General features: G+C 63.5%; 19 protein-coding genes. 5 read left to right on the top strand and 14 right to left on the bottom strand.

Going from position 1 to position 22,352, the window contains the following annotated elements:
* The 9 genes from VIQ49_RS23260 to rplJ all read right to left on the bottom strand — a co-directional run.
* A partial coding sequence (locus tag VIQ49_RS23260; RefSeq protein WP_331888959.1) for an MlaD family protein occupies positions 1 to 325 on the bottom strand: 325 nt, incomplete at its 3' end.
* Positions 325 to 1,359 (bottom strand): MCE family protein, encoded by a 1,035-nt coding sequence (locus tag VIQ49_RS23255; RefSeq protein ID WP_331888958.1) that lies wholly within the window; start codon positions 1,357 to 1,359, stop codon positions 325 to 327. The genes VIQ49_RS23260 and VIQ49_RS23255, both read right to left, overlap by 1 nt.
* 58 nt (positions 1,360 to 1,417) lie before the next feature.
* The gene (locus VIQ49_RS23250) at positions 1,418 to 2,485 is read right to left on the bottom strand and encodes an MlaD family protein (RefSeq protein WP_331888957.1); all 1,068 of its coding nucleotides are present in this window, start codon (positions 2,483 to 2,485) and stop codon (positions 1,418 to 1,420) included.
* On the bottom strand, positions 2,482 to 3,834 hold the full coding sequence (locus tag VIQ49_RS23245; RefSeq protein WP_331888956.1) for an MCE family protein: 1,353 nt from the start codon (positions 3,832 to 3,834) through the stop codon (positions 2,482 to 2,484). Before VIQ49_RS23245 ends, VIQ49_RS23250 begins: the two co-directional genes overlap by 4 nt.
* Before the next feature lie 4 nt (positions 3,835 to 3,838).
* Positions 3,839 to 4,708, bottom strand: coding sequence for an MlaE family ABC transporter permease (locus VIQ49_RS23240; protein WP_414731698.1), 870 nt, complete (start codon positions 4,706 to 4,708; stop codon positions 3,839 to 3,841).
* Entirely contained in the window at positions 4,705 to 5,511 is an 807-nt protein-coding gene (locus VIQ49_RS23235) for an ABC transporter permease (protein ID WP_331888954.1), read from the bottom strand. The genes VIQ49_RS23240 and VIQ49_RS23235 overlap by 4 nt, the downstream gene beginning before the upstream one ends.
* Positions 5,512 to 6,678, bottom strand: coding sequence for an ABC transporter ATP-binding protein (locus tag VIQ49_RS23230; protein ID WP_331888953.1), 1,167 nt, complete (start codon positions 6,676 to 6,678; stop codon positions 5,512 to 5,514).
* Between the two features lie 326 nt (positions 6,679 to 7,004).
* Positions 7,005 to 7,388 carry a 50S ribosomal protein L7/L12 gene (gene rplL / locus VIQ49_RS23225; RefSeq protein WP_331888952.1) on the bottom strand — a complete coding sequence of 128 codons (384 nt, stop codon included), beginning with the start codon at positions 7,386 to 7,388 and terminating at the stop codon, positions 7,005 to 7,007.
* 63 nt (positions 7,389 to 7,451) lie between these two features.
* Entirely contained in the window at positions 7,452 to 7,991 is a 540-nt protein-coding gene (rplJ, locus tag VIQ49_RS23220; protein ID WP_331888951.1) for a 50S ribosomal protein L10, read from the bottom strand.
* A gap of 535 nt (positions 7,992 to 8,526) precedes the next feature.
* Between rplJ and VIQ49_RS23215 the strand changes: the two genes are divergently transcribed.
* Together VIQ49_RS23215 and fgd are read left to right on the top strand one after the other, a co-directional pair.
* Complete coding sequence (locus tag VIQ49_RS23215; protein WP_414731697.1) at positions 8,527 to 10,455, top strand: CocE/NonD family hydrolase; 1,929 nt, start codon at positions 8,527 to 8,529, stop codon at positions 10,453 to 10,455.
* Between the two features lie 155 nt (positions 10,456 to 10,610).
* Positions 10,611 to 11,630, top strand: a complete 1,020-nt coding sequence (fgd, locus tag VIQ49_RS23210; protein WP_331888949.1) for a glucose-6-phosphate dehydrogenase (coenzyme-F420) — start codon at positions 10,611 to 10,613, stop codon at positions 11,628 to 11,630.
* Between the two features lie 15 nt (positions 11,631 to 11,645).
* On the opposite strand, the gene VIQ49_RS23205 is transcribed toward fgd, so the two are convergent.
* Positions 11,646 to 12,776, bottom strand: a complete 1,131-nt coding sequence (locus VIQ49_RS23205; protein ID WP_331888948.1) for an XdhC family protein — start codon at positions 12,774 to 12,776, stop codon at positions 11,646 to 11,648.
* A 287-nt stretch (positions 12,777 to 13,063) separates the two neighbouring features.
* Here VIQ49_RS23205 and VIQ49_RS23200 point away from each other — a divergent pair, with 287 nt between their 5' ends.
* Genes VIQ49_RS23200 through VIQ49_RS23190 form a run of 3 tightly spaced genes read left to right on the top strand, consistent with a single transcriptional unit; the run spans position 13,064 to position 16,643 of the window.
* Complete coding sequence (locus VIQ49_RS23200) at positions 13,064 to 14,107, top strand: sugar ABC transporter substrate-binding protein (protein ID WP_331888947.1); 1,044 nt, start codon at positions 13,064 to 13,066, stop codon at positions 14,105 to 14,107.
* The gene (locus VIQ49_RS23195) at positions 14,104 to 15,645 is read left to right on the top strand and encodes a sugar ABC transporter ATP-binding protein (protein WP_331888946.1); all 1,542 of its coding nucleotides are present in this window, start codon (positions 14,104 to 14,106) and stop codon (positions 15,643 to 15,645) included. The genes VIQ49_RS23200 and VIQ49_RS23195 overlap by 4 nt, the downstream gene beginning before the upstream one ends.
* Positions 15,642 to 16,643 (top strand): ABC transporter permease, encoded by a 1,002-nt coding sequence (locus VIQ49_RS23190; RefSeq protein WP_331888945.1) that lies wholly within the window; start codon positions 15,642 to 15,644, stop codon positions 16,641 to 16,643. The genes VIQ49_RS23195 and VIQ49_RS23190 overlap by 4 nt, the downstream gene beginning before the upstream one ends.
* A gap of 72 nt (positions 16,644 to 16,715) precedes the next feature.
* Here the strand turns inward: VIQ49_RS23190 and VIQ49_RS23185 are convergent, their stop codons facing one another.
* The 4 genes from VIQ49_RS23185 to VIQ49_RS23170 all read right to left on the bottom strand — a co-directional run bounded on the left by VIQ49_RS23185 (position 16,716) and on the right by VIQ49_RS23170 (position 22,335).
* Positions 16,716 to 17,198: a (2Fe-2S)-binding protein gene (locus VIQ49_RS23185; RefSeq protein ID WP_331888944.1), complete on the bottom strand. Its 483-nt coding sequence runs from the start codon at positions 17,196 to 17,198 to the stop codon at positions 16,716 to 16,718.
* A complete protein-coding gene (locus VIQ49_RS23180; protein WP_331888943.1) occupies positions 17,195 to 18,076 on the bottom strand; it encodes an FAD binding domain-containing protein in 882 nt (293 codons plus the stop codon). The genes VIQ49_RS23185 and VIQ49_RS23180 overlap by 4 nt, the downstream gene beginning before the upstream one ends.
* A gap of 1 nt (position 18,077) precedes the next feature.
* Positions 18,078 to 20,504 (bottom strand): xanthine dehydrogenase family protein molybdopterin-binding subunit, encoded by a 2,427-nt coding sequence (locus VIQ49_RS23175; protein ID WP_331888942.1) that lies wholly within the window; start codon positions 20,502 to 20,504, stop codon positions 18,078 to 18,080.
* A gap of 139 nt (positions 20,505 to 20,643) precedes the next feature.
* Positions 20,644 to 22,335, bottom strand: coding sequence for a helix-turn-helix domain-containing protein (locus tag VIQ49_RS23170; RefSeq protein WP_331888941.1), 1,692 nt, complete (start codon positions 22,333 to 22,335; stop codon positions 20,644 to 20,646).
* Positions 22,336 to 22,352: the final 17 nt, after the last annotated feature.

Raw genomic sequence — 22,352 nt, 5'->3', positions numbered from 1 at the left:
TGATCTGCGCGGCGCCGACGTCGGCGGGCAGATCGACGCTGCCGTCGACGCGCATCTTCACGCGAACCCGGTCACCCTGTGGGGTCACCTCGGTCACCTGACCGACCTCGACACCCAGTACCCGGACATCGCTGCCCTCGTAGATGCCGACGCTGCTGCGGAAGTACGCGGTCACGGTGGAGCTGGTGACGCGCTTGAAAACCCACCACAACGAGCCCGCGATCAGCAGCGCCAGGATCAGCGCCACGACGATGAACACGATGTGCTTGGGGGTGAACCAGCGCCCGGGTCCCCGGGTGCCTTGGAGGTCGCGTGCCGTGGTCATCATCCGCCGGCCTCCGTTCCGCCGCTGTTGAGTGTGGTGTTGTTCATGACCGGCGGCCGGGTGGTGTTCTGCTGCGGCAACGCCGGCGGCAGGATGTTGGTCACCACGGATTCGAACCAGCGGCCGTTACCGAGCACGTTGGCGTAGAGCCGGTAGAACGGGGCCATGTAGGTCAGCGACTGCCGCAGGTTCTCGTTCTGGTCCTGCAGGATCACGGTCACCTGCTTCAGGGTTTCGAGCGTCGGACCGATCTGTTCCTGGTTGTCCTTGACGATGCCCGACAACGCATCCGACAGCGTGATCGTGCTCGACAACAGGGTCGAGATCGACTGCTGACGATTGTTGAGCTCGGTCAGCAACTCCCCCGCTCCGGAGATCAGCCGCTCGAACTCCGCGTTGCGGTCGGCCAGGAGCTTGGACGTGTCCTTGGTCGCCTCCAGCAGCTCCTGCACCTTCGCGTCGCGGCTGGCGATCGTCTCCGAGAGCCGGGTCAGACCGTCGAGCGACGACCGCAGATCGGCGGGGGTTCCGGAGAATGCGTCCGAGAGGGTGCGCATGCTTGTCGCGAGCTGATCGGTGTTGGTCTCGTCGATCTGATCGGCGGCGTCGGAGAACGCCTCGATCACGTCGTACGGCGAGGTGGTGCGGCTGAGCGGGATCACGTCGTCGGGGTCGGCGATCTTGCTGCCCTGAGGATCGAGCGCGACGTACTTCTGTCCCAGAACGGTTTTGATCTGGATGGACGCCCGGGTCTGGTCACCGATCCAGGCGTTGTTCACCCGCATCGCGACCCGAACCTTGTCGCCGTCGAGGTCGACCTCTCGCACATCGCCGACCTTGACGCCGGCGACGCGTACCTCGGCGCCCGGCTTGAGTCCGGCGGCCTCGGAGAAGTTCGCCGCGTAGGTGACGCCGGCGCCCAGGAGCGGCAACGAATTGAGGAAGAAGGCCGACGAGGAAACCATCAGCAGGATCAGGATGCCGAGGAAGCCCACGGTCACCGGGCTTCTGCCCTCACCTGGTCGTTCACTCATCAACTCACCTCCCCACTGTGCGCCGTCCGGCGTGTTGTCATGTTCCCGCTTGTCCACATCACGGTGGATCCTCATTCGCCCAGCAGCGCGTCGCGGCGCTGGTGTAGAGCACATGGTTGATGTCCGGGATGGGGACCAGCGGCTGTGTCAGCAGCACGCTCTGGCCGTTGCCGGCAGTCACGTCCAAGCCGCAGAGATAGAACTGGAACCACGAACCGAATGTTGCTGCCCGGCCGATCTTCTGGAGCTTGGTCGGCAGGTTGTTCAGCGTCTGTTTGATCGCGTCCTGCTGCTCCACGACCGTGGTGCCCAGGTCGTTGAGTGCCGCGATCGAACCCTGGATCGCGGGCCGGGTGGGTTGCAGGATCGATGACGTCACCGCGGTCAGGTTCGACAGCGACGTGATCGCCGACCCGATCGAACCCTTCTGTGCGGCAAGCCCGGTCACGAACTTCTCGGTGTTGGTCAGCAGTGCGGTGAACTGCTCATCGTGTGCGTTGAGGTTGCCCAGCACCGCGTTGAGGTTGTCGATCAGGCTGCCGATCACGGCATCCTTGTCGGCGATCGTGTTCGTCAGGCTTGCAGTGTCGCGGACGAGTTCGGAGATCGTGCCGCTCTCACCTTGGAACACCTGGATGATGGACGCCGACAGCTTGTTCACGTCCTCGGCCGTCAGCTGCTGGAACAGCGGCTTGAATCCGTTGAAGAGCTCGGTGAGGTTGATCGCCTCAACGGTGTTGGACAGTCCGATGGTGGTTCCGCCGCCGATGGTCTGCGCCTGATCACCCGGGCCCTTCTCGAGGGCCAGGTACCGCTGCCCGGTGAGGTTGCGGAGCTTGATCACGACTCGGACGCCGGCGGGAAGCCGGTCGCGGTCGACCGAGAAGCTGACTTTGGCCTGGGAGCGATCGTGGATCTCCACGCCGCTGACCTGGCCGACCTTGACGCCGGCGATCCGGACGTCGTCGCCGGGAGCGACCTGGGTCGCATCCTCGAAGATCGCGTTGAAGTCGGTGCCGCCGCCTCCGCCACCGTTTGCGACGGCAAAGGCCAGCACCGAGGTCGCGAACACGGTGACCACCGCGAACACGATCAGTTTGATCAGTGGTGCAAGCAAGCCCTTCATTTGATGGTCACCTGCGTTCCCTGCATGGTGGGCGCCGCGAGGACCGTGATCCAGCCCGGGATCTCGGACGGATCTTTGCCGGCCGCGGCCGCCACGATCGCCTGCATCTGGAGCTTGTTCCGACGGTCGTTGTAGGTGGCGACAGGCGTCTGCTCGGTGGCGGTCCCCTCGGGCATGGTCGAGTACTGCGCTGCCGGCATCTCGGGAACGTTGCGCGGTCCGGCGTTACGGGACGGCGGTTGGTAGGAACCGTCGTTCACCGAACCACCCGGGTACTGCGGAAACGGCCGACCGTTGGTCGCCAGCGGGTAGCAGGTCGGTCCACGCTCATCGAGCATCCGCGGTTCGTCCTGGTTCGGCAGGTACCGGCCGCGGGGGTTGACGAACCGCAGGCTCACCCGGACACCGGGATTCTCGGTGCCCGCGCCGGTGATGACGGTGGCCTCGGGAACGAGTCCGGCGAAGTTCTTGAACGTGCAGGGAAATGCCGGTGATTGCTTTGCCAGTGCCGTGAGCAGCGGCTCGGACTCGATGGCCAGATCGACCAGGTCCTGCCGGTTGGTCACCAGGAAGTTGGTGCCGTCGATGGCGACCTGGGTGACCGCGGCGATCGTGGTCTTCAGATCACCTTGCTTCTCGTACAGCGTGTTGGTTGTCGTGCGCAGGTTGTCCAACGAATCCACAAGGTCGGGCAGCGCCTCGGAGTAGGTCTGGGAGAAACTCGCCAGCCCACGCAGAGTGCCCTGCAGTTCGGGCATGTTCTGGTTGATCTCGGTGAAGATGGTGTTGAGCTCGGTCAAGCTCGTGCCCAGCTTCTCGCCGTTGCCGGTCAGCGCCTTCGACAACGCGGACAGCGTCACATTGAGGTCGGCGGGCGGGATGGCCTCGAGGACCGGGAGCAGTTGGTCGAACAGCTCCTGGAGTTCGACGGCGTTACCCGACATGTCTTCGTCGATCGTCGATCCGGCGGACAGATGATCGGCGGAAGATGCCTCCTGGCCTTCGGGGATCTGCAACGCCACGTACCGCTCACCGAAGAGGGTCTTCGGGAGGATGCGCGCCGTGGTGTCGTCGGGCAGCAGATCGACCTTGTCCGGCTGCAGTGCCAGGGTCACGGTGACCGAGCCGTCCTCGATGTTCGGGGCGACCTCGCTGACCGTGCCGACGATCAGGCCGCGGGCCTTCACATCGGCGTTGGAGGGCAACGAATTACCCGCCGAGGTGGTCACGAGCTTCACGTCGACCGTGTCCGTGAACGACTTGTTGTACTGCATGATCGTCAGCGTCAGGAACAACGCGACAACGAGGAAGAACACCAGACCGAGGGCCCGGCGACGTAGTGCCTGCATCGGGTTAGCCCCCCACTCGTACGGAGGTGGTGGTGCCCCAGATGGCCAAGCCCAGGAAGAAGTCGAGGATCGCGATGATGACCAGAGCCGCGCGCACGGCGTGCCCGACCGCCACGCCGACGCCGGCGGGGCCGCCGGTTGCGTAGTAGCCGTAGTAGCAGTGCACGAGGATGATCACGAAGGCAAAGATCAGCACCTTGCCAAATGACCAGAGCACATCTTCCGGGGGCAGGAACAGATTGAAGTAGTGGTCGTAGGAACCGGACGACTGGCCGGTGAACTGCGTGGCTATCAGCCTCGACGCGAAGTAGGCCGACAGCAGTCCGAGCACGTACAGCGGGATGACCGCGACGAATCCGGCCAGCACGCGAGTGGTCACGAGGAACGGGATCGACGGCACCGCCATCGTCTCGAGCGCGTCGATCTCTTCGGAGATCCGCATGGCACCGAGCTGCGCGGTGAAGCCACAGCCCACTGTCGCCGACAACGCGAGTCCGGCCACGAGCGGCGCGACCTCACGGGTGTTGGCATATGCCGCGAGGAATCCGGTCAGGGCCTGCGAACCGAGCTGGTCGAGGGCGTTGGCGCCCTGCAGCCCGACCACCACGCCGGTGAAGCCGGACATCAGCACCATCACGCCGATGGTGCCGCCGATGACGGCGAGTCCACCCGAACCGAACGCAACCTCGGCGAGCAGCCTCAGCAGCTCTTTCGGGTAGCGGCGGATGGTTCGGGGCGACCAGCCGATGGCTCGTCCGTAGAACGACATCTGGTCGCCCGCACCATCGAGGATACGTAGCGGAACACGCGCGATCTTGCCTGCGCGATAACCGAGATCTCCTCGGCCTCTGGCGATCGTCACCTGTTCTCCTATGAACCCTTGGCCGGAACGATCTGCAGGTAAACCGCAGTGATGATCAAGTTCGCGAAGAACAGCAACAAGAAGGTGATGACAACACCCTGATTGACCGCATCACCCACACCCTTGGGACCGCCTTTGGGATTGAGCCCCTTGTACGCCGCCACCACACCGGCGATGACACCGAAGACGGCGGCCTTGATCTCTGCCACGTAGATGTCCGGCAACTGCGCGAGGGCGCTGAACGACGCCAGATAGGCACCGGGCGTTCCGTCCTGCACGATCACGTTGAAGAAATAGCCTCCGGCGATACCGACCACCGAGACCAGGCCACACAGGAGTACGGCCACCAGGATCATGGCCAGCACTCGGGGAACCACCAGGCGCTGAACCGGATTGATACCCAGCACCTTCATGGCATCGATCTCTTCGCGGATGGTCCGAGATCCGAGATCGGCCGTCACGGCCGAACCGGCGGCACCGGCCACGAGCAGCGACGTCACCAGTGGCGCTCCCTGTTGGATCACCACCAGCACGCTGGCGGCACCGGTGAACGATTCGGCGCCGAGCTGCCGGATCAATGACCCGGTCTGCAGCGACACGATCGCGCCGAACGGGATGGCGACAAGCGCGGTCGGCAGGATGGTCACACTGGCGATGAACCAGGCCTGCTGGATGAACTCACGCCACTGAAAAGGGCGCACGAAAGTCTGGCGTGCGACATCGACGAAAAGCTGAACAATGTTGCCGGTTTGGGCGAGCGCGCCCGTACCGGCCTTTGCAACCCGATCGACACCACGCGTGGTGGCACTGGTCATCTACAGAGCCTTGTCTCCTGGCCGATAAGCGGGGAACTGTTCGGTCTGTGCGTCCGAAGCGGGGTACTGGGGTTGGGTCTGCTCGTACTGCTGGCCCTGGTCGTATGACTGGGTCTGTTCATAGCCCGAGGCTCCGGCCGGTGCCATGCGGTGCGCGGCCTGACGCTGCTTTGCCTGCGCGGCTTCCTCGACAACAAACGACTCCTCGATTGCCTGCTGCGCCGCCGGCGGCAATGTATGCAAAATCTCCCGGACCCGGGCCTGACGACGAGCCACCGCCTTACGCTCGGGCATACCAGGCGTGGCCTGCAGCTGCGGCACGATACCGCGCACATCCTCCGCCGTTCCGCCGTCGGAATGGCCGGCATCGACCATCTCCTGCTCACGCTTCTGCTGCGCGTCGTCCTTCTCCTCCGACATACCGATCGGACCGATACGACGGCCGTTGAGGAACTGATCGACCACCGGCTCATCCGAGGTCAACAGCACCTCACGCGGGCCGAACATGACCAGCTCCTTACGGAAGAGCATGCCGATGTTGTCGGGCACCGTCCGCGCGACCTGAATGTTGTGGGTCACGATCAGGATCGTTGCGTCGATCTGAGCGTTGATATCGATCAGCAACTGCGACAGATACGCGGTACGCACCGGATCCAGACCCGAGTCCGGCTCATCACACAAAATGATCTGCGGATCGAGCACCAGAGCGCGAGCCAGGCCGGCGCGCTTGCGCATACCACCGGAGATCTCACCGGGCAGCTTGTGCTCGGCACCGGTCAGACCGACCAGTTCGATCTTGTCCATCACGATCTGACGGATCTCGTCTTCCTTCTTCTTCGTGTGCTCACGAAGCGGGAAAGCGATGTTGTCGTACAGGCTCATCGAGCCGAACAGGGCCCCGTCCTGGAACAGCACACCGAACAACTTGCGGATCTCATAGAGCTCACGCGAAGAACACTTCGTGATGTCGGTGCCGTCGATGATCACCGACCCCTGCTCCGGATGCAGCAGACCGATCAGCGACTTGAGGAACACCGACTTACCAGTACCCGACGGACCGAGCAGAACACTGACCTCACCCTGCGGGAGCGTCAGCGAGACATCACGCCAAATATTCTGCGACCCGAACGACTTGGTAAGTCCCTCAACACTGACCTCAACACCCACTGAAATGTCCCTCCAAATGAAGTCCGCCCCCGCCGCGGAACCGTGTGGTTCGGCTCACTGTAACCCACGGAAGGCAATGAATAAACGCGCTGTCCAGGTTTCACAGATTGGGCGTCATCGAAGGTGGGAGGCCAGTTGGCGGCGTGCTTCGGAGTTGTCGCTGGTAGAAGAAAAATTTGGTTACCGACGAGTAACTTCGGCTGCCGTGCGGGGTGCCCGAAATTTTTACCGAGGCGAAAAAACACAACGACCCCCAGCCGAAGCTGGGGGTCGTTGTTCGTTCTGATCGGATCCGGCAATACCTGATCCTGACGATCAGATCGGAATTACTTGACGGACACCTTGGCGCCGGCCTCTTCGAGCTTGGCCTTGGCTGCCTCGGCAGCGTCCTTGTCGACCTTCTCGAGCAGTGCCTTGGGGGCAGACTCGACGAGATCCTTGGCTTCCTTCAGACCCAGTCCCGAGACGACCTCACGGACGACCTTGATGACCTGGATCTTCTTGTCGCCGGCCGACTCGAGCACGACGTCGAACTCGTCCTGCTCAGCAGCGGCTTCAGCGGCAGCCGGAGCGCCGGCAGCGGCAACGGCGACGGGAGCAGCAGCGGTGACCTCGAAGACCTCTTCGAACTTCTTCACGAAGTCGCTGAGTTCCAGCAGGGTGAGTTCCTTGAACTGATCGATGAGCTCGTCAGCGGAGAGCTTTGCCATGGTGGCAATCCTTTCTGTCTTTCCCGGTCCACGCCGAGGCGGCGACCGGGCGGTTTTGGGGGGTTATTCGGCCGCTTCTGCGGGTGCGCCCGCGGCTTGCTTTTCTTGCAGTGCGGCCGCAAGACGTGCGACCTGCGAAGCGGGCTGACTGAACAGACCCGCGGCCTTTGCCAAGTTGCCCTTCATGGCACCGGCGAGCTTTGCAAGGAGTACCTCGCGCGAGTCGAGGTCGGCGATCTGATTGACCTCTTCCACGGACAGCGCGCGGCCGTCCATGAACCCGCCCTTGATGACGAGAGCCTTGTTGTCCTTGGCGAAGTTCTTGATCGCCTTGGCCGCCACAACCGGCTCACCTTCGATGAAGGCGATAGCGGTGGGGCCAGAGAACAGCTCGTCCAGACCGGTCACGCCCGCATCAGCTGCGGCACGCTTGACCAGGGTGTTCTTGGCGACGGAGTAGACGGCGCCTTCGCCGAGTGAACGACGCAGTTCAGAGATCTGCTTGACCGACAGGCCACGGTATTCCGTGACAACTGCTGCGGTGGCTCCCTTGAACTGCTCGGTGATCTCCGCGACTGCGGTGACCTTTTCGGTGTTTGCCATACTTCGCCTCCTCTCATGACGTGTCGGTTGGCACGTAGGAGCGCGACTGCATCGAAGTGGCCGGGGGCCCCACCAACGACAAACGCCCCGGCACAGGGCACGGGGCGCACACGGGCGAGGGGCACATGGCCACCTCACGGCGATACCTCGTTCTCCCTGCGTGGGCCGCCGACGTAAAGTCGGGCCTTCGGCCGATTCGCGACAAGCGCGCACCGGTAACCAACGGTCTCTGGTTGAACTGACATTCGCGGGCATATGACCCACGAACACCAAGGGGAAACAGTACCCGTAAGTGCCGCCCGGTCACAAATCGGCCACATACCGGTCAAATTGTGAACCCGGGATAACCCGATTGTCGCGACCGAACGCCCGCTCGGCTACATTGGTGCAACCAGTCCAGTGTGAGTCCGGTCACGAATGCCGAGTAGCACTGGCCAGCAACACGATGGAGTGTTGCCGCGACCTGCAATCCCCGGGTCATCACCCGGTTGTTGCCGGTTGTCGGCTTCCCTCCCGGCAGTGGAGAGGGAGCGCCATGGTGTATCAGATGAGCCCGTACGAGTCCGCGGTGAGCCGTGGGGTCACCCGGACCACACCCACACTCCCGCTTGGAGATCCGACCGGCGGCGCGAATGCGCGCTGGTGGCGTGAACTGGTCGACGGCGAAACCGAGTTCCCGTCGGTGTCGATCAGCCGGAACGTCGAACTGGAGATGAGTGACGGCGTCCGGTTGCGGGCCACACTCATCCGGCCGGTCGACCACGCCGGGGACGACGTCACCACTGCGCTGCCCACGGTCATCTCGATCAATCCGTACAACCGCGCCGTACTCGACCTCATCGATCAGGCCACCCACCACTTGCCGTTGCCCCCGCTGTCCGGCGGCATCCTCGACGTGTTCGGCATCAACCGCAAGCTGGTCCAGAGCGGATACGTGCAGCTTGTCGTCGATGTTCGCGGTACCGGCACCTCACATGGCCGGTGGCAGATCCTCGGGGAGCGCGAACAGCGTGACTCGATCGAGGTCATCGACTGGGCCGTCGACCAACAGTGGTGCGACGGAAATGTCGGCATGGCCGGATGGTCGTACTCCGCCATCAACTCCCTGCAGGCCGCCGGTAACGGGTCGCCGCACCTCAAGGCGGTTTTTGCGGTCGAGGGCTGCGAGGACATCGTCCGCGACATCTACATCACCGGCGGTGCGCCGTCGGCATTCATCCCGATCTGGCTGGCCGGGGTGAACCTGCTCAAGTGGCTCCCCAACCCGTCCACCGCGCTCAGCGATGTGATGGGCTCCAACGCGCTGAAGTGGCTCAAGGCCCGCCTGGCATCCCCCGCGACCGAGATCGGCTCGCTGGCAACAGGATTCCTCACCGGTGCCGATCCGAGGATCTACGACGACCCCTACTTCGACGAGCGTGATCCCAACATCGATCAGATCACCGCACCGACCTTTGTGTTCGGCGGCTGGCACGATCTGTTCGGCCGCAGCGCAACTCGCATCTACAACCAGCTGAACCTGCCCCCGGGCCAGAAACAGCTGGTCATGGCCGACGGCTATCACATCGACGCCGGTCTCGGATTCGGCGGACGGGTCTCGCCGCCGCGGGTCGACGTACTCGAGCGAGCATGGTTCGACCGCTGGCTCAAGGGCATCGACAACGGCGTCGACGAATACGGTCCGGTGACCCTGCAGCAACAGGGTGGTGCCTGGACGTCGGGACAGTCGTTCCCGCGCAACGAATCCCGGGTACAGCGCCTCTACCTGTCGGCGGCAAGCTCGGGCAGTTCGAAGCACAGCGTCCACGACGGCAGCCTCGGAAGCACGGTCAACACCGTGTCACAGAGGTTGGGAGTGCGCCCCGACGCCCGGGGCATGGTGTCGCGGGACATGACACAGGTGACCGCCGGTGCGACGCGGATCCTGGGCAAGCGATTCACCACCGACGCCCGGTTCCAGGAGCGTGGGGCGTTGTCGTTCACCACCGACCCGGTGTCGGAGCCGGTCCAGATCTCCGGATCGATCAACCTGCATCTGCGCACCACGTGCGCCGGAACCGACGCATTGTGGGCGGTGACCCTCAATGATGTTGCACCCGACGGGACCTCGACGGTCCTGACGAACGGTTCGTTGACGTCCTCCAACCGCTCCCTGGATCCGGAGTTGTGCGAATACGCCGAAGACGGTTCGCTGCTCCTGGCGCACCATCCACTGAGCCGCAAGCGCAAACTCAAGGTGGAACCGCACGTGCCGGTCGACCTCGACATCGACCTGGTCCCGACCGACGCCATCCTCGAGCCTGGACACCGCCTGCGCGTCGACGTGTACGCCGCGAGCCTGCCGCGATTCCTGGCGGTGCTCCCCGACCTGATCAAAGCCGGCTTCCGCACGCAGAAGATCGAGCTCGACCCGTTCCATCAGAGCTACCTGACCTTCCAGGCGGTCGGCACACCGACCTGGTGAGCGGATGATTCGTCCGCTCGCGGCACATCGGTGGCGGTGATCGTTCTCCGCGGCAGACAACCGTCGGGCCGAACCCTTTCAGTTCTGTCGATATCGCACCGTACCCATCTCCGACATCGTTGAGACCACAGTGACGTCAACGCCGAGGAGTAATGGTGAGTCGAGAAATAAAGCTGGGGTACAAGGCTTCCGCCGAACAGTTCGCGCCGCGTGAACTCGTCGAACTCGCGGTCCTCGCTGAGTCGTCGGGTATGGACTCGGCGATGGTCAGCGACCACTTCCAGCCTTGGCGCCATCAAGGTGGACATGCGCCGTTCTCGCTCGCCTGGATGACCGCCGTCGGCGAACGGACGCAGCGGCTGGTGCTCGGTACATCGGTGTTGACACCGACATTTCGTTACAACGCCGCAGTTGTCGCACAGGCGTTTGCAACCATGGCCTGTCTGTATCCCGACCGAATCATCCTGGGCGTCGGTTCGGGAGAGGCACTCAACGAAGTGGCCACCGGATTCGAGGGCGAATGGCCGGGGTTCAAGGAGAGGTTCGCGCGGCTTCGCGAGTCGGTGGCACTGATGCGCCGGCTCTGGGAGGGCGGCCGGGTCACATTCGAAGGTGACTACTACCGCACGCAGGGTGCATCCATATACGACGTACCCGCCGACGGGGTGCCGATCTACGTCGCGGCAGGAGGGCCGGTGGTCGCGCGGTTTGCGGGCCGTGTCGGCGACGGTTTCATCTGCACATCCGGCAAGGGAATGGAGCTATACACCGACAAGCTGATTCCCGCTGTGGCCGAGGGCGCCGAGCGGGCCGGCCGCGACATCGGGTCGGTCGACCATCTGGTCGAGATCAAGATCTCATACGAAACGGATCGTCAACTGGCGCTGGAGAACACCCGGTTCTGGGCACCGCTGTCCCTGACCCCCGAGCAGAAGCACTCCATCGAGGATCCCATCGAGATGGAACGGGCTGCCGACGAACTCCCCCTGACCCAGGTTGCCAAGCGCTGGATCGTCGCGACAGACCCGGACGAAGTGGTCGAGTTGATCAAGCCTTACACCGCGGCCGGGCTGAACCACCTCGTCTTCCATGCGCCCGGCCACGACCAGCGCCGATTCCTCGAACTGTTCCGGACACATCTCGAACCACGGCTCCGCGCACTTCCAGCCGACTGATCCGGATCGGCTCGATCAGTGGATGGGGGCGCCGATCGTGCTCAGCGAGGCACCGCTGCGACCGTGGGCACAGGCGATGACTTCTGCCATGATCGAGACTGCGGTCTGCTCGGCTGTCCGGCCACCGATGTCCAGACCCAGCGGTGAGTGAATCCTCTGCAGATCTGTCTCTTTGGCACCGCCCGCCGACAGCCGGGCGGTGCGATCCAGGTGGGTTGCCCGGCTTCCCAATGCACCGATGTAACCCGTGGGGGTTTCCAGCGCGGCCATGAGTGCTGGCACATCGAACTTGTGATCATGCGTCAGGACACAAATCACCGATCGCGCATCGAGATCCTCGGCCGCGATGAACTTCTCCGGCCATTGACAGACGACTCGACCGGCATCCGGAAACCGTTGCCGCGTGGCGAAAAGCGGACGCGCATCGCACACCACGGTTTCGTACCCGAGGTTCGTACCCAGTCGGCTCAAGGCTCTCGCGAGGTCGACAGCGCCGACGATGACAAGCCGTGGTGGCTTCGAGAAGGTCTGCACAAACGCAGCCGCAGTGGTGGTCCCATCACCGCCGTCGAATCCGCAATACCGGCGGATCTGTGATCGACCCAGCCGGAGCAGCTCTCGTATGTCCCCGGCGATCGGCGCCTGCGGTGTCTCATGTATCGGGCCGCCCGGTACATTGCTGCCCACGAAGCCCGCCGCCGTACCCACCCCGCGCCCGACCAGCCACTCCCCCACCTGGTCCGCATTGCCGGCCATCGGAAGGTCACTCCAGAGGGCACAGGAGATGCCGGCCGTCACGGCAGAGAGAAACTCCTCGAACCACGGACGACTCTGTGCATCAATGGATTCGACCAGAACCTGGATTGTCCCGCCGCAGGTGAGTCCGGCCGCGAACGCGTCGTCGTCAGCGACCCCGAAGGTTCCCACGCGTGTCCTGCCGTCAGCGATCGATTCATGCGCGGCGACCACAACAGCGGCCTCGACACACCCACCGGACACACCGCCGAGCACCTGACCATCGGGCCCGACGACCATCGTCGCACCCACCGGCAGTGGCGCGCTCCCGATCACTTCCACCACACGCGCCAGAGCGAATCTGCGTCCGCTGCCCAACAATGCCGACATGTCGGTTCCGAACTCTTTCACCGGCGCTCCCAAACCTTCGAAGATCGAACACTTGCCCCTCACCGTACCGACGTCAGACGCCGCGCGATTGTCCCTGCGGCGCAGAATGAATGGTGACCTTTGCCCGATCGGTGCAGCTCCGTCACGTCAGTGTTTCGCCGGTGTTTCCGCCAGGCCCGAGCGCGGTGTCGGTTGCCGCGATTCGTTCATGCCCGCGGGACCGGTTTGGTGCTCGCGGCAATGGTCAGCACATCAAGCGCTTCGCAGACTGATCAGAGTTCATCAACCCGATCAGAACAGGAACCTTGATGTCACCAGAACTCGAACGCCGTAGCGCCGGCAGCATCGCACGCGCCGCCGCGGTCACCGGAGCCATTGCCCTGATAGTCGCCGGTTGCTCGGATTCCGACAACGCGTCGGCCGGTCCGGATGATCGTGTGAAGATCGCTTATCTGCCTCTTGCACAGGCGAATCCGTACACGCAGGCCACCTATGAGGGCCTCAAGGAATACGCCGACGCCAACAACGCCGAAATCGTCCAGTTCGACGGTGGATTCGACAGCAACAAACAGCAGCAACAGTGCAACGATGCAGTCACCTCTGGCGAATACCAGTTGATCGTCACCATTCCGGTGACACCGACCAACCTGGTCGGCTGCGGCCAGGACGCGATCGACCAGGGAATCGCGTTTGTCAACACCGACTTTCCGCTCGGTTCGGACCCGGCATCGGGTGATCCGCAACTCGACGGACAGACCGCCAGCGTCCTGGATCCGGCCACCATCCGCGGCGAATGGATCTATGAACTGATGGAGGGTGCATGCGCGGAGAATTCCAATTGTGAAGTGGCACTGATCAACGGGACTCTGGCCGACCCCTACGGCCAGGCTGTGACACAAGTCGTCGAGGAGAAGGCCGCAACCGGTGGAACCATCAAGATCGTTGCAGTCAGGGAGGGAGGCTATCTACCGGGCCCTTCACTCACTGTTGCCGCAGACCTGATCTCGGCAAATCCAGGACTGGACGTGATCGCCACGAGTAGCGATCCGATGACCGTCGGCGCCGAACAAGCGGTGGCAGATGCCGGCAAGACCGGGCAAATCGCACTGATCGGCGGCGGGTACAGCACCGCTGCGCCCGAGGCGATCAAGTCGGGTCGGTGGTACGGAACGTTCCTGTCGCTGCCGGCCGACGAGGGTCGCCTCGCCGCCGAGTACGGGCTCGCGTCAGCCCGCGGTGACAATCAGCAGATCGGTGTCAGCGCCAGTGAGCGCAGCGGAAAGCCCACTGTCATCACCAAAGACAACATCGACGAACTGGACGACCTCGAACCACAGTGGCAGGGCGAGTGAGTGCCGCGGTCTCCGATCCTCCATTGATCGAACTGCGGGGCATCGGAAAGACTTTCGGAAAGTCGGTGGCGCTCTCCGGCATCGACATGATCGTGGAGGCCGGTACTGTCCACTGCCTGGTCGGCGAGAACGGTGCCGGAAAGTCAACGGTCGGCAAGATCATCGCCGGTGTGCACGCAGCCGACAGTGGGCAACTCCTGGTCGACGGTGTTCCCGTTCGGTTCGGTGGCCCGCACGACGCCTTGTCCCACGGAATCGCTCTGATCGCGCAGGAGTTGGCTCTGTTGCCGGCACGGTCGGTGGAGGAGAACATCTTCCTCGGCCGCGAGCCCAACAGTTTCGGAGTACTCCGCCGTGGCGCTCTGCGCCGACGCTGTACCGAGTTGATCGACCGGACCGGCTTCACACTTCGGCCCGATACCCCGGTCCGTGACCTGCGACCGGGACAGCAGATGGAGGTGGAGATTCTACGCGCCCTCTCCATGGGCAGTCGCTTGATCGTGATGGACGAACCCACAGCAGCATTGACCGAGGACGAGGCCGAACATCTGTTCACCCTCGTGCGTGAACTCAGGCTCTCCGGAACGTCGATCGTCTATGTCTCACATCGGCTGCGCGAGATCCTGGATCTGGCCGACCGGATCACCATATTCCGGGATGGCACCAAGATCCGGACGGCGACCCAACCGCAGCAGGAGACCGAAACATCACTCATCACATCGATGTTGGGCAGTCCACTCGAGTCGGTCTTTCCGGCCAAATTACCTCCGGCTCGGTGTGACACACCGGTTCTGTCGGTCCGGCAGCTCGCTTCCGGACCGGCAGTGCGGTCAGTGAGCTTCGACGTCAATCCTGGTGAGATCGTCGCACTGGCAGGCCTGGTCGGATCGGGGCGCAGCGAAACGGCGCACGCTGTGTTCGGATCGGCCAAGACCACCGGCGGGGAGATACTGATCGACGGCGAGCCGGTGCGGTTCCGCAGGCCCGGCGACGCGATCGCCCGTGGTGTTGCACTGCTCCCGGAGAGCCGGAAAACCCAAGGCCTCGTCATGACCCGGACAGTCGAGGACAATGTCGTTCTCGCGCAACTGAGCACCATGTCGAGAGCCGGATTCTTGAGGAGGTCGCGCAGCCGCGCAATGGCCGCGGACGCGTGTACCGATCTCGACATCCGCACCACAGGAACAGACGCTCCCGTGTGTTCGCTGTCGGGTGGTAACCAGCAGAAGGTGTTGCTGGGACGCTGGTTGGCGACCCATCCAAGACTTCTGATCGTCGATGAGCCCACCCACGGCGTGGACGTCGGGGCAAAGGCAACCATCTATCGCACCCTGACAGAGCTTGCCGCCGAGGGCTGCGCGATCGTGTTGATCTCCGCCGATCTCGTCGAGGTCCTCGGTTTGGCGCATCGGGTTGTTGTGCTCTCGGATGGCGTTGTTGTCGCCGAACTCGGCCCCGAAGCAACCGAAGAACAGGTTCTGGCCGCGGCATTCGACCGCCGGCGCGCCATGGAGATCACACAGGAGGAGAACGCATGACACAGACAGTTCCACACCCGCCGGACCAGAAGGTGCCACCGTCGCGGACCCGCCATCCCGGGTCCGCGACGGTCACACACGCGATCGCACACTACGGGATCCTGATCGCAACGCTGATGCTGTTCATTGCCTTGTCGCTCGCGAACAGCCGTTTCCTGACGCAGCGCAATCTGCTCAACATCGTCGATCAGCAAGCGGCTCTGGGAATCATCGCGTGCGCCGTCACACTGACCGTCATCGCAGGCGGGTTCGATCTGAGTGTCGCGGCGGTGTACGCCCTCAGCGGTGTGATCGCCGCGAAGACAGCCATCGCGTGGGGTCCGCTTCCCGGACTGATCATGGCAATTCTCTCCGGTCTGGCCATCGGTGCTGTAAACGGCCTACTCGTGACGGTCGGGCGAATCCAGTCCTTCATCGCCACACTGGCCACGTCGATTGTGGTCCGGGGAATCGCGTTGGTGGTCACGGGTGGATTTGTGCTGACGGTGAGTGACGAGGCATTCGGAAAGCTGGGAACAGAGCGTTTCGCCCAACTCCGCTACCCGGGGTGGATCCTCTTGGCGTTCATGGTCGTGACGTGGATCATTCTGCATCACAGCACATTCGGTCGGTACATCTTCGCAGTTGGCGGCAACCCCGAAGCGGCCAGGCTGTCGGGCATCCGCGTGAATCTGGTGCGCTTCTCGACCTTTGTGATAGCAGGTGGCGCAGCAGGATTGGCAGGGATGATAGATGTCTCGAGAGTCTCGTCAGCGCAGGCCGGTATCGGCGTCGGTATGGAGCTGACGGCGATCGCCGCGATCGTCATCGGCGGCACATCGATCCTCGGTGGCGAGGGAGCCATCTGGCGGACGGTCTGCGGTGTGACGTTCTTGGCCCTGGTGAGCAACGGATTCAACATCCTCGGGATCAACCCGGTATATCAGCAGATCTTCCAGGGGCTGTTGATTCTCGCGGCCATCTCGATGGCCGCATGGGCACATCGGCAGTCCCGCTGATCTCACCGCCCACGAGGCAAGGCCCGCACCGCGAAGTTCCGCGGTGCGGGCCTTGTGGCCGGTGTGCTTCAATCAGGGACCGGTGTCGCCGGCGGTCCTCGCAACGGTCGACAGCACCGCGTCGACGATGTTCTGATAACCGGTGCACCGACAAATGTTACTGGACAGTGCTTCTCGCACCTGTACCTCGTCCGGTGTTGGGTTGTCGCGCAGGAACTCGCGGATGACCATGATGATTCCCGACGTGCAGAAGCCGCACTGCAATCCGTGATGTTCCCAGAGTTGCTGCTGCAGTTCCGACATCGAGCCGACTTCGGCAACACCCTCCACCGTGGTGATCTCAGAGCCATCTGCGGTTGCCGCCAATGTCAGGCACGACCGTGCGGTGACACCGTCCATCTCGACGGTGCACGACCCGCAGGCACCGTGCTCGCATCCCAGACGCACTCCGGCCGTACCACAGTCCCGCCTGAGAAAATCGGCCAGCGATCGTCGCGGATCCACGTCGGCCTGCAGTCGGCGGCCATTGAGGTTGAGTCCGATATTGATGGTCATGTCGGGTTGCTCGCTTTCGCCGACTCAACGGCAGTCTTGATGGCTCGGAATGTCATGGTGCGGGCCAATTCCCGCCTGAAATCGGATGGCGCGTGGACGTCGGCGATCGGGTCTGCAGCCACGAAGACCGCCTCTGCGGCCGCCCGCATTGCCGCCTCATCGGGATATTGCCCGATCAGAGCCTGTTCAGCGGACCGGAACCGTCGCACCCGGTCGGAAGCGCCCGCAACAGCGATCCGCGCATAGTCCATCACCCCGTTCGAGTCGAGTCCGATCCCGACTTCGGAAGCGATGACGGCGTAATCCCGATGCCGTCTACTGAACTCCGCCACCGCCCAGTGCGCGCTCGCAGGCGGCAACGGAAACCTTATCTCCGTGACCATCTCGGTTGCCTGCAGAACCGTTGCGTAAGGACCGGTATACAGTTCCTCTGCTTTGACCACACGCATACCGGCGAAACTGGTGATGACCACATCGGCATCGAGATTCACTGCTGCGCAGGGAAACTCACCGGCCGGATCACCGAAGGAAATGCTCCCTCCCAGCGTGCCACGGTTGCGGATCGTGGTGTGTCCCACGTAGTCGATCGCCTTGGGAACCAGCGGCAGTTCGTCGGCCAACAGCCTCGAATGCTCGGCCGCGGAGTACCGGGTCAGCGCACCGGTCACGATCTGGCCATCTCTGCGTTCGATGTAGTCGAGTTCGGCGACCCGGTTGATGTCGACGATGACCGCGGGCCGAACCGCACGCCTGCCGAGCAATTGCAGCAGGCTCTGACCTCCGGCCAGGATCTTGACATCCGAACCCGACTGGCTCAGTGCATCGATCGCCTCCGCGACGGATTCGGCGCGAACGTAATCAAATGGGGGAAACTTCATCTCACGCACCTTCTGCTGCGACGATGGACCGGCGTAACCGCACAGGGGTCACCGGGATCTGGGTGAGTGTGATGGCGTGATCTGGTAGCGCATCCTCGATGGCGGCACAGATCGCCGAGGCGGCCCCGATCGTTCCGCACTCACCGACCCCCTTGAAGCCGCCCGGAATCGCACCGGCAGGGGTTTCCAGATGTTTGGTGTGGATCCTCGGGACGTCGGCAGCGCTGGGCACCAGATAGTCGAACAACGAACTGACCTGCGGGTAACCCCCTTCGTAGACGAGTTCCTCATAGAGTGCACCACCGATCCCCTGCGCCGCGCCACCATGTACCTGGCCGTCGACCATCATCGGATTGATGACCACTCCGCAATCATGAGACACGATGTAGCCCAGGGTATGTGCTCGTCCGGTCTCCACATCGACCTCCATGAGAGCAGCGCTGCAGCCGTTGGAGAACGCGACGTTCTCCGGCTCGAAGACCACTCTGCCTTCCAACACGGGCGATTCGCCTTCGGGCAACCTGCCCAGGAGCCGCCGATACGATGCGTCGCCGATCTCGCGCATGCTGACCGAACGAGATGGGGCACCGACGATCGACACCACCCCATCGGTCACGACCAGATCATCCGGGCTCGCCTCCAGTAGGTGTCCGGCGATCCGGAGGATCTTCGTCCGCAGATCCACCGCCGCGGCCATGGCTGTGGCTCCACCCATCGCGGCCCCTCGGCTCGCGCCGGTTCCGTATCCCGTGTAAGGACAGCTGTCGGTGTCGCCCTGCACCACCGTCACCGTATCCAACGGCACGCCGAGGGTCTGGGCGGCGACCTGGGCGATCGCCGTCTGCACACCCTGACCCATTCCGATCTGCCCGGTGAACACGGTGACACCGCCGGTCGAATCCATCCGAACCACTTCTTCGTCGAAGGTCGCATGCTGCAGGCCCGCCGCGTTCATGATGCGCGAGGGCCCGAACGCGGTGATCTCCACATGGAACCCGTATCCGATCCCGACCGACCGGCCCTGCGCCCGTGCATCTTCGACGACCTGGTCCCAGCCCTGCTCCGCGACCGCCTCCTCGGCCAGTTCGAGACAGCGGCGATAGTCGCCACTGTCGAACAGGAACACCTGACTGAAGTACGGGAACTCGGTGATCAGATTCCGGCGCCGGATCTCGTTGGCAGGCAATCCGATCTCGCGGGCCAGCAGCTCGATCAGCCGCTCATGCGCGAAGCAACCCTTGGGCTGCCCCCATCCGCGATAAGACCCGTACGGCGGACGATTGGTGAGCACCGCCTTCAACGTCACCTCGGCGTTGGGGATGGCATAGGGGCCGGTCATGATCGCGGTCGCCGCCCACGCCGGACCGACACCGACGGTCCCCAGGACCGCGCCGAGCACCTGGTAGACCGTGCCCCTGATACCGGTGATCTTGCCATCACGCGTCGCGGCGAGTTCCACGTCAAGCCGCTGGTTTCTGGAATGAACTGTCGCGACAAAACTCTCGGCCCGATCCTCGATCAGTTTGACCGGGCGACCGGTCCGCTTCGACAACATCGTCGCGATGATCTCCTCACCGTAGAAGTCGAACTTGTTTCCGAATCCACCGCCGACGTCGGGTACTCGTACCCGGATCTTCTCTATCGAGATCCCGAGCACGTCACCGAGAAGATCCCGGGCCAAGTTCGGCGCCTGCGACGACATCCAGATGTCGAGTTCGTCGGTGATCGGATCCCAGGTGCTGACAACTCCGCGAGTCTCCAGCGGAGTTCCCATCTGGCGTCCGTAATCCAACGTGGTGCGCACGATCACATCGGCGTCGGAGAATGCCGCCGCCACATCCCCTTTGGGAACGGTGGTCACCCCGGATATATTGCTGTGCCCATCCCACACCTGCGGCCCATCGGGATCCAATGCGGTATCGAGATCACCTGCGGCGGGAAGTACTTCATAGTCGACATCGATCAACTCCAGCGCATCCTCGGCCACATAGCGATCCACGGCGGCCACCGCCACCACCGGCTGCCCGACCCAGCGCACTCGATCGGTGGCCATGGCGTAATGCTCGGGTATGAACTGATCAGGGATCATCTGCCAGATCACCGGTTGGACATCACACACAGCCTGCACGTCGAGGCCGGTGAGGACACCGAACACTCCGGGCAGGACCAACGCTCTGCTGGTGTCGATACGAAGGATCTTCGCGTGGGGATGCGGGCTACGCAGGACCGCCGCCTCGAGCATCCCCGAGATCATCACGTCGTCGATGTACTTCGTTCGTCCGGTCAGAATCCGTGGGTCCTCGCTTCGTCTGACGCGTGCCCCGACGAGTTCGTCACTGGACGGGGCCCCGGGACCGCTCCGGGGCAGGTTGTGGCCACTCCTCCTCGCTGGTGGTTCTTCGGTAGTCGGCGGGATCGTAATACTCACGGCAAGTGGACCTTTCGCTGGGCTGGCGATATCGTCCCCTCAAGACTCGCCCATCGGGCCCGCGCTGTCACTGACAGGATCGACTAATTGCGTTCACACTTTCTGCAGCCTCGGCGAAAGGTACCGGCACTTCCCGCGATCACACCGCGGTCTCGTCGTCGAATTCCACCGACGCGCTCTCGATGGCCGCTCGTGAATCGGGACTTGCGACGAAGAACCGGGTCTGCAATTCGGCCACCAGACGTTCCTCGGGCACCTCGAGGTCGATCCCCGAGAGGTCGTGCATGCGGGACAACCGGTATTTGAGTGTGTTCCGATGGACAAAGAGGCGCTTTGCCGCCGCGGTGAGGTCACAACTGCAATCGAAGAACGTGTGCAGCGTGTTGAGATACTCCGTGCCGCGCTGGCTGTCTATCGCGACCAGGGTCGCCACACCGCCATGCAGCAAACGCGGCCGGTCGACGAAGAGCTCAGCGAGTTCGGCCAGGATCGTCTGCGACCTGGAATCGTCATAGCAGGTGATCGAATTGTCTCCGGGTACCGGCGGGAGCCGCAGCAGGCGTTCCAGATCCTTTTTGCCGGAAGGTATTTCACTCACACCCGCCACAACCGGCCCGATCGCGGCGCGTAGTCGGACCTTGATCTGCCGGTCACCTCGGCCGATGATGTCTCCCGCCCAGCGCTTGGCCCGGGACAATCCGCGTTCCGCCGGCTCTGGAAGGAAGACATAGATCGTCCCGTCGACCCCGGTGACCGCCGAACGCGGGACCAACGCCTCGAAGTGCCAGGCGATCAACGATTGCACGGTGAGTTTCGTCAGCTCCTGGTCGCCGGCGACATCGCCCGCGACAAAGGCCAGCATCCGGAACTGCGAATCCGGGTCGACGCCCAACCGGGCCGCAAAGGTCCGCGGGTTCCCACGTCCCGACAGCATCCCCCGCAGCATGTCCTCTCTGACGCGTCGGTCCATGTCATCGTTGACCCGGGACCGCAGAATCTGCAGTGCCGCAACCCGGGCGATCTCAGTGAGGGTGTCTGCTGCATCCTGGCCCAGCGGCGCGACCCCCTCCGAAACCCAGAGGTACCCCAGAATGTCGCTGCCCGCCTTCACCGCGATCACCAACCGCTCGGCACCACCGTCGGGTGTGACCTTGACCGGGCGCATACTCTGACGCACCCGCGGCAGAATGCCGCTGGACTCGCACCAGTCGATGAAGTCCCGTGGCGGCCGACGTTGCAGGATCGACTGCCTCCTGATCTCATCGATCGGATCGTCGAGGTTCGAGAAGGCGATCACCTCGAGATTCTCGTCGTCGAGAACCACCGGTCCCTCCAGCATCGCCGCAGCCGCGTTGGCCAACGCGAACAGGTCGCCGTAGGGAACGCCGTGGGTGTCCACCGTCGACACAGATCCGGTCGACAGCGCCGTCCGGACGAGGGTGAACAGCTGATCCCAGGACATCTCCCGGCTGATCGCCAATGTCGGCAGGCCGCTTCGAACGGCCTCCGCCGCCAGAGCCGCCCGTTCCTGATCGGTGCTGACCTTACAGGCCAGCGCCACAGCACCGGCCCGTACCGCATCCGCCATGGCCGTCGCCAGGGAACCCGTGCCCGGGACCAGTCCGATCGCCAGCACGAAGTCGCCCTGATTGAGATTGGGGGGCGCGGCGGCGTCGTAGATCATCGCCGAATGGATCTGCCGGTCGAGGTCACCCGGTTCGGAATGAACAAGCTCGAAATACTCGCCGCCGACAAGCCCGAGCAGTCGGTTGAGTGTCAATCCCCTGGATGAAACCGGCTTCGCGCTGGGGAATCGAGCGTCGATCTGCATTGTGTCCGGAACCTCTC

The sequence above is a fragment of the Williamsia sp. genome, assembly GCF_036566845.1.
Classification (GTDB): Bacteria; Actinomycetota; Actinomycetes; order Mycobacteriales; family Mycobacteriaceae; genus Williamsia.
Note: the sequence above shows the minus strand (reverse complement) of the source record. Positions and strands in the feature narration are given on the sequence as shown.